Raw genomic sequence first — 6,547 nt, 5'->3', positions numbered from 1 at the left:
GATTAGGGACTTCGGTCCCTACCGCGTCCGGTCGCAAGGATGGTCACATTGGATGCCGCGGCGGCCCCGGAAACCCCCCATTCCGGGCCGCCGCCCCGAACGGCCGCAAACGATTCAGCCGGCGACGGCGATCTCGCCGGCCACGGCGATCTCGATGGATAAGCAGTCACCCAGGGCGTGCACAGCCGCCCAGTCGCCGTCGCTGACCGCTCTGGCGAGGTCGTCGACCAACGGGCTCTTCGCTCCCACCTCGGCCAGCCACCCGGAGACCGTTGCGCTGACCTGATGTGCCGGCACCCGGGCCGTGTGCCCGTGCAGTCGATCGGTGAGTTGGTACAGCGTGGTCCTCGTTTTGCGCAGTGGCCAATGAGCCCGCCAGGTAGCCCCGTTTATCGTCCTGTCCCCGTTACCCATAACTGTCATTCCACCAGTGCCGGCCGCCGAGGCGTAGCGATTGAGCGCATCACTATCGAAACACTTTGATTACGCTGCGCGACCGCCGAAGTCCCAGTGCGACAGCTTTTTCCAGCGCAGCGGCGTGCTAACGCCGCGCCAGCTGTGACGCCCGGCTCACGTGAGCCATGATGCGTTCCAGGACATGATTCGACAGGTCGCCGTCGTCGGCGACGCGGGAGAGGCCGCGCCGGCGCAAGAAGGTGTCGAGGCGTCGATCGGGTGACCAATCGGCATAGATCGAGCCGAGGTAACGCGACTCCAGGAAATCCGAAGCCAGGGCATCCACGTCAGAGTCGGTCAAAAACAACGGTGGGATGGGACCCATAACCGTCTTGCTCCCTTGTTCAGCCGTAACCGCCTCAGTCAAGCTACGTCAGACGTCCTCATTATTCCGTCACGCGCGGATTGCGGAAAGGGTCCAAAGTAATTACCGCTCGCGGCCTTGACCCGGTTTATACAAATGGTGTTGATTAAACTTTGTTGAATTCAAACCGCCTGAACCGGCGCACCCGCGGCTGTCCGCCCCCCATCTGGCCGACAATGAGGCATCCTTTGCTGAGGGTCTGCCGGGGTCGACGCACATCGCTGCGGAAGGAGCGTGAGAGTCCTTGAAGTTCCAGCCGACGTCAACCGGGGAATCCGCGAGCCGGCGCCGCGAGGTGCTGCGTCTGCTGCGAACGTCGCCAGATCCACTGAGCATCGCGGCAATCGCCGAGGTCCTAGGCGTGCATCCGAACACGGTCCGCTTTCATCTCGACACCCTGGTCGGCGACGGTCTGGTGGAAAACGTCGAGCTCGACCGCAAGGGCCCGGGGCGCCCGCCGCTGATGTTCCGGGCCGTCCGGCAGATGGATCGTGGTGGGACGCGGCATTATCGGTTGCTGGCTGAGGTGTTGGCCACGGCGTTCGCCAACGAACCGGATGCCGCCGCGAAGGCCGTGGCCGCCGGGCGCGAGTGGGGACGAAAGTTGGATTCGGGCATCGAGGCTCCGCTGGCGGAGGTCGCGACCGCCGACGACGCGATCGACCACCTGGTCGACGTGCTCGACGACCTCGGCTTCGCGCCCGAGCGCCGAGCGGTCGACGGGGAGCAACAGGTCGGCCTGCGGCATTGCCCATTTCTGGAATTGGCCGAAAACCGAACCAGTGTCGTCTGCCCGGTGCACCTCGGCCTGATGCAGGGCGCGATGGAAACCTGGAAGGCGCCGGTCTCGGTCGACCGGCTCGAGGCGTTCGTTGAACCGGACCTCTGCGTGGCTCACCTGGTGCGGCGAAAAGCCGCGAGATGAGCGCCGGACGGGCGGTTGAGGTCGCGCTCACCTTCGTCTGGCTCGGCATGGTGCTGGCCATCTCGTTCCTGGAAGCGCCACTGAAATTCCGCGCGCCCAACGTGACGCTGCAGATCGGGCTGAGCATCGGGCGTCTGGTCTTTCGCGCACTCAACACCGTGGAGGTCGGATTCGCGCTCGTCATCGCGGCGATCGCGGTGTCCGGCCCGACACCGGCGTGGGTCAGCGCGGCATTCGCCGTCGCCGTCGGTGCACTGGCCGTCCAGGTGATCGCGGTGCGCCCCCGATTGACCCGTCGTTCCGACGCGGTGCTGGCGGGATCGAATGGACCACGTTCCCGAGCGCACTACGTATATATCGGTTTCGAGGCGGTCAAAGTCGTCGGGCTGACCGTGGCGGGAATACTGCTATTGACGGGCTTATGAGGGTCGTCCAATCGCAAAGGACTCAGCCATGGAATCCATCTCGTTGACCAGCCTCGCCTCCGACAAACTGGCCGAGGCCAAGCAGACGCACAGTGGGCGCGCCGCGCACACCATTCACGGCGGCCACGACCACGAGCTCCGGCAGACCGTGCTCGCTCTGCTTGCCGGCCACGACCTTTCCGAACACGACAGCCCAGGCGAGGCGACGTTGCAGGTGCTGCACGGGCACGTGCGCCTGACCGCCGGCGACGACGCCTGGGACGGCAAAACCGGCGATTACGTCGCGATCCCGGCGCAGCGGCACGCGCTGCACGCCGTCGAGGATTCCGTGGTCATCCTGACCGTGCTGAAGACCATTCCGTCGGTGGCCCGATAGCCGCCCATGTTGTCGACGCCCTGGTCGCAAAGCTTCGGCTTGCGGGTACCGATCGTCAACGCGCCAATGGGCGGGGTGGCCGGCGGCCGGCTGGCCGCCGCGGTGAGCGCGGCCGGTGGTCTGGGCATGGTCGGCATGGGCAGCATCGCGAACAGGGATCTGCTGCGCACCCAGTTGCAGCACGTGCACACCACGTTCGGCATCGGCCTGGTCGACTGGGTGATGCGCAACGAAGCAGGACTTCTGGACGACGCGCTGGCCGCGCGGCCCGCGTTGTTGTCGGTCAGTTTCGGCACCGACTGGTCCTGGGTCAGCAAGGCGCATGACGCCGGGATCCGCACCGCCACACAGGTTTACGACAGTGTCGGGGCGCGGCAGGCGGCCGATGCCGGCATCGACGTTCTGGTGGCGCGGGGGTCCGAGGGCGGCGGGCACGGCGAGGCGAAGCTCGCGACGCTGCCGTTGCTCGACGACGTGCTGGATGCCGTCTCGGTGCCGGTGCTCGCGGGCGGCGGTGTGGCCTCGCCGCGAAGCCTGGCCGCCGTGCTGGCCGCGGGTGCGAGCGGGGCGTGGGTCGGCACCCGCCTGGCCGCCTGCCCGGAGGCGCTGTCCGCCGAGGGCAGCCGTCGGGCGCTGATCGAAGCCCGCGCCATAGACACCGCGGTCACCCGCGTCTTCGACGTTGCCAAGGGCCTGCCCTGGCCCGCCCGGTTCCCGTCGCGGGTGCTGGCCAACGATTTCGTCGCGCGCTGGACGGGCGACGAACACGCGCTCGCGACGGATCGGCCTGCCCGCGAGGAGCTTGCAGATTCGATCGCCGCCGACGACCGCCGGATCGCACCGGTGGACGCGGGACAGGGTGTCGGGATGATCCGCGACGACGCGACCGTCGCCGAAGTCATCGACGAGATGTGTAGCGGCGCAGAAGCTTTGCTGGCCGGCTGGGGCGCTTAGCGCCCGAGGGTCAGACCCCGCGCAGATACCTTTTGGCGATGACACGTTGGGCCACGGTCACGATCGGCCCACCGGCCTTGCTCCACCAGGTGGCCGGGCGGGAGAACGCCGTCACCTCCGCGAACACCGCGCCGGTGTCGGGGTCGCGGCGGACCACGAAACGTTCCTCACCCGACTCGGGATGACCCTGCAAAGTGCCGTAGGCGAATCCGCGGATGTCCGGTTCGTCGACGGTGTAGACCACGCGGCACGGCGCGGGCAGGAAACCCATCCGGACCAACACCACGGTGTCCACCGCGGCGACGTCGGAACTTGTGCGCACGCGCAGGCCGGCGCCGCGCTGCATTCCCCAGCGCATGACGGCGTCGGCCGCTCGCTCGAAACGCTGCGGGCCCGTGCCGATTTGGGATTCGACGTGCAGGTGGCCGTATCCCGCGGGCAATTGGGCGGACGCGGTGGCACCCACGTCGGGGTATGTCAGCGGAAGTTCCTCGAGCGCCGTTAAGTCCACCCCCTCAGGTTGCCACGCCGAGATGCGCGGCAAACTTCGCGGCGTACGGTCATAGGAGTGACCGCGCAAAACTCGAAAACTGTTGCAGAAGCGTCCGGAACGTTCACCCTCGGCGGTGACCTGACTATCAATCGACTCGGTTACGGCGCGATGCGCATAACCGGCAAGGGCGTGTGGGGACCGCCCGCCGACCGTGACGAATGCGTCCGTGTGTTGCGACGCGCCGTCGAACTAGGCGTGAACTTCTTCGACACCGCCGACTCGTACGGCCCCTACTACTCCGAAGACATCATCCACGAGGCGCTGCACCCCTATGACGGTCTCGTGATCGCCACCAAGGCGGGGCTGCTGCGCACCGGCCCGGACATCTGGATCCCGTTGGGCAACCCCAGCTATCTGCGCCAGGAATGCGAGATGAGCCTGCGCCGCCTGGGCGTCGACACCATCGACCTGTTCCAGCTGCACCGCATCGATGCGAACTTCCCGCTGGCCGATCAGGTCGGCGAGCTGCTCGCGCTGAAGAACGAAGGCAAGATCCGCCACATCGGGTTGTCCGAGATCGACGTCGACCAGCTCACCGCGGCCCAGCAGATCACCGAGATCGTGTCGGTGCAGAACATGTACAACCTGTCGGCCCGTGGCGCCGAACCGCTGCTCGATGCCGCTACCAACCTGGGCGTCGGTTTCATCCCGTGGTTCCCGCTGGCCGCCGGTCCGCTGGCCGCGGCGGACGGCCCGCTGCAGCGCATCGCCGCCGACCACGACGCGACTCCGTCCCAACTGGCGCTGGCCTGGCTGCTGAAGCGCTCGCCGGCGATGCTGCCGATCCCGGGCACGTCGCGCTTGGCGCACCTGGAGGAGAACGTGGCCGCCGCGCAGATCACGTTGTCCGACGACGAGTTCGAAACCCTGTCGGCGGCGGGGGCACAGCAGACCGTGTAACCACCGCGCGCAGCCGCATTCGCCGCGCAATACGGTGTTCTGGTGTCCGGCGAACAGCAGCAGCACCCCGGCGGTGGATTCAACCCGCCAGAACCCACCACCAAGGGTGGGCCCGACTACGGCAGGTTCATCGACGCCGTGCGCACCTTGCAGGACCACGCCCGTGCCGTTGATGCGCCCGACGAGGTGATCAGCGAGGCCGCCGACCTGCTGCAGAAGGTGTCGGCGCTGCTGAGGCCGTACGACGCCGACGAGTGGCACTCGCCGTCCGGACGCCGGATGGACCTGCCGATGCGCGGCAGCATCCTGACGGTCCCGATGTCGGCGAGCAAGGGCGACGACGGCCGGATCCACGGCTGGGCCCGGTTCGCGCGGTTTCACCTGGGGCGCAACGGAGCCGTGCACGGCGGGTCGCTGGGGATGCTGTTCGACACCGTGCTGGGGCTGACGTCCTCGGTGCTGACCGGCAATCCGTATCAGCGAACGGCATACCTGAAGATCGACTACCGCCACATCGTGCCGATCGAAAAGGAATTGCAGTTCGATGCGGGAGTCGACCGGGTGGACGGGCGCAAACTATTCGTATCGGGCCGGTTGCTGGACGGCGATACGCTGCTGACCGAAGCGGACGCGCTGTTCGTGCGGCTCAAGCCTGGTCAGCCCTGAGACCAATCCGCCCCGATAGCATGACAACGATCATTTCCCCACCAGAAACTTGGAGCACCAACCCATGAGCGCCCCACCCGACCACGCCGCGGGCGCCGACGGCGGCGACCCGCTGCGCCCGGCTGTGCCGGGCTTGCGGACGCCGCAAGCCCCGATCCGGGTTCCTGCCGGCACCACCGCGGCCGCCGCGGTGGGCGAGGCGGGACTGCCGCGCCGGGGCGTGCCCGACGCCGTCGTGGTGGTGCGTGACGCCGACGGCAAGCTGCGGGACCTGAGCTGGACCCCGGACGCCGAAGCCGAGGTGATCCCGGTGGCGGCCAACACCGACGACGGCCGCAGCGTCATCCGGCACTCGGCCGCGCACGTGCTGGCCCAGGCCGTCCAGGACCTGTTCCCGGCGGCCAAGCTCGGCATCGGCCCGCCCATCACCGACGGCTTCTATTACGACTTCGACGTGGCGGAGCCGTTCACTCCCGAGGATCTGGACAAGCTGGAAAAGCGGATGCGCCAGATCGTCAAAGAGGGGCAGCTGTTCGACCGGCGCGTCTACGAATCCAAAGAGCAGGCTCGTAATGAGTTGGCGGACGAGCCCTACAAGCTCGAGCTCGTCGACGACAAGTCCGGTGACCCCGATGTGATGGAAGTCGGCGGTGACGAGCTGACCGCCTACGACAACCTGAATCCCCGCACGCGCGAACGGGTTTGGGGCGATCTCTGCCGGGGCCCGCACATCCCCACCACCAAGCACATCCCGGCGTTCAAGCTGACCCGGAGCTCGGCCGCCTACTGGCGCGGTGACCAGCGCAACGCCAGCCTGCAACGCATCTACGGCACCGCGTGGGAGTCGACCGAGGCACTCGACCGGCACCTGCAGTTGATCGAGGAAGCCCAGCGTCGCGACCACCGCAAGTTGGGCGTCGAACTCGAC

The 6,547-nt window shown here is 67.5% G+C and carries 10 protein-coding genes; 7 read left to right on the top strand and 3 right to left on the bottom strand.

Annotated features, from left to right (window positions below; genetic code table 11):
- Window positions 1–114 precede the first annotated feature (114 nt).
- Both JOZ00_RS06200 and JOZ00_RS06195 read right to left on the bottom strand, forming a co-directional pair.
- Window positions 115–414, bottom strand: a complete 300-nt coding sequence (locus JOZ00_RS06200) for a hypothetical protein (RefSeq protein WP_293341229.1) — start codon at window positions 412–414, stop codon at window positions 115–117.
- 127 nt (window positions 415–541) lie between these two features.
- On the bottom strand, window positions 542–757 hold the full coding sequence (locus tag JOZ00_RS06195) for a hypothetical protein (protein WP_293341234.1): 216 nt from the start codon (window positions 755–757) through the stop codon (window positions 542–544).
- Window positions 758–1,064: 307 nt separating this feature from the next.
- Between JOZ00_RS06195 and JOZ00_RS06190 the strand changes: the two genes are divergently transcribed.
- Genes JOZ00_RS06190 through JOZ00_RS06175 form a run of 4 tightly spaced genes read left to right on the top strand, consistent with a single transcriptional unit; the run spans window position 1,065 to window position 3,500 of the window.
- The gene (locus JOZ00_RS06190; RefSeq protein WP_293341227.1) at window positions 1,065–1,745 is read left to right on the top strand and encodes a helix-turn-helix domain-containing protein; all 681 of its coding nucleotides are present in this window, start codon (window positions 1,065–1,067) and stop codon (window positions 1,743–1,745) included.
- Window positions 1,742–2,170: a hypothetical protein gene (locus JOZ00_RS06185; protein WP_293341224.1), complete on the top strand. Its 429-nt coding sequence runs from the start codon at window positions 1,742–1,744 to the stop codon at window positions 2,168–2,170. The genes JOZ00_RS06190 and JOZ00_RS06185 overlap by 4 nt, the downstream gene beginning before the upstream one ends.
- Before the next feature lie 28 nt (window positions 2,171–2,198).
- Complete coding sequence (locus JOZ00_RS06180; protein WP_293341221.1) at window positions 2,199–2,546, top strand: cupin domain-containing protein; 348 nt, start codon at window positions 2,199–2,201, stop codon at window positions 2,544–2,546.
- Between the two features lie 6 nt (window positions 2,547–2,552).
- Window positions 2,553–3,500 (top strand): nitronate monooxygenase, encoded by a 948-nt coding sequence (locus JOZ00_RS06175; RefSeq protein ID WP_293341218.1) that lies wholly within the window; start codon window positions 2,553–2,555, stop codon window positions 3,498–3,500.
- 10 nt (window positions 3,501–3,510) lie between these two features.
- On the opposite strand, the gene JOZ00_RS06170 is transcribed toward JOZ00_RS06175, so the two are convergent.
- The gene (locus JOZ00_RS06170; RefSeq protein ID WP_293341215.1) at window positions 3,511–4,011 is read right to left on the bottom strand and encodes a DUF1990 domain-containing protein; all 501 of its coding nucleotides are present in this window, start codon (window positions 4,009–4,011) and stop codon (window positions 3,511–3,513) included.
- Between the two features lie 57 nt (window positions 4,012–4,068).
- On the opposite strand from JOZ00_RS06170, the gene JOZ00_RS06165 reads away from it, so the two are divergent.
- The 3 genes from JOZ00_RS06165 to JOZ00_RS06155 form a co-directional block, all read left to right on the top strand.
- Window positions 4,069–4,953, top strand: a complete 885-nt coding sequence (locus JOZ00_RS06165; protein WP_293341213.1) for an aldo/keto reductase — start codon at window positions 4,069–4,071, stop codon at window positions 4,951–4,953.
- Window positions 4,954–4,992: 39 nt separating this feature from the next.
- On the top strand, window positions 4,993–5,619 hold the full coding sequence (locus JOZ00_RS06160) for a PaaI family thioesterase (protein ID WP_293341231.1): 627 nt from the start codon (window positions 4,993–4,995) through the stop codon (window positions 5,617–5,619).
- A gap of 64 nt (window positions 5,620–5,683) precedes the next feature.
- Window positions 5,684–6,547: threonine--tRNA ligase (locus JOZ00_RS06155; RefSeq protein WP_293341210.1), on the top strand; the 864-nt coding region annotated here is incomplete at its 3' end.

Source organism: Mycobacterium sp., assembly GCF_019243155.1.
Taxonomy (GTDB): Bacteria; Actinomycetota; Actinomycetes; order Mycobacteriales; family Mycobacteriaceae; genus Mycobacterium.
Note: the sequence above shows the minus strand (reverse complement) of the source record. Positions and strands in the feature narration are given on the sequence as shown.

Coding starts and splice junctions, on each gene's coding strand:
- JOZ00_RS06200 (WP_293341229.1), bottom strand. CDS start 414: ATGGGTAACGGGGACAGGACGATAAACGGGGCTACCTGGCGGGCTCAT.
- JOZ00_RS06185 (WP_293341224.1), top strand. CDS start 1,742: ATGAGCGCCGGACGGGCGGTTGAGGTCGCGCTCACCTTCGTCTGGCTC.
- JOZ00_RS06180 (WP_293341221.1), top strand. CDS start 2,199: ATGGAATCCATCTCGTTGACCAGCCTCGCCTCCGACAAACTGGCCGAG.
- JOZ00_RS06175 (WP_293341218.1), top strand. CDS start 2,553: ATGTTGTCGACGCCCTGGTCGCAAAGCTTCGGCTTGCGGGTACCGATC.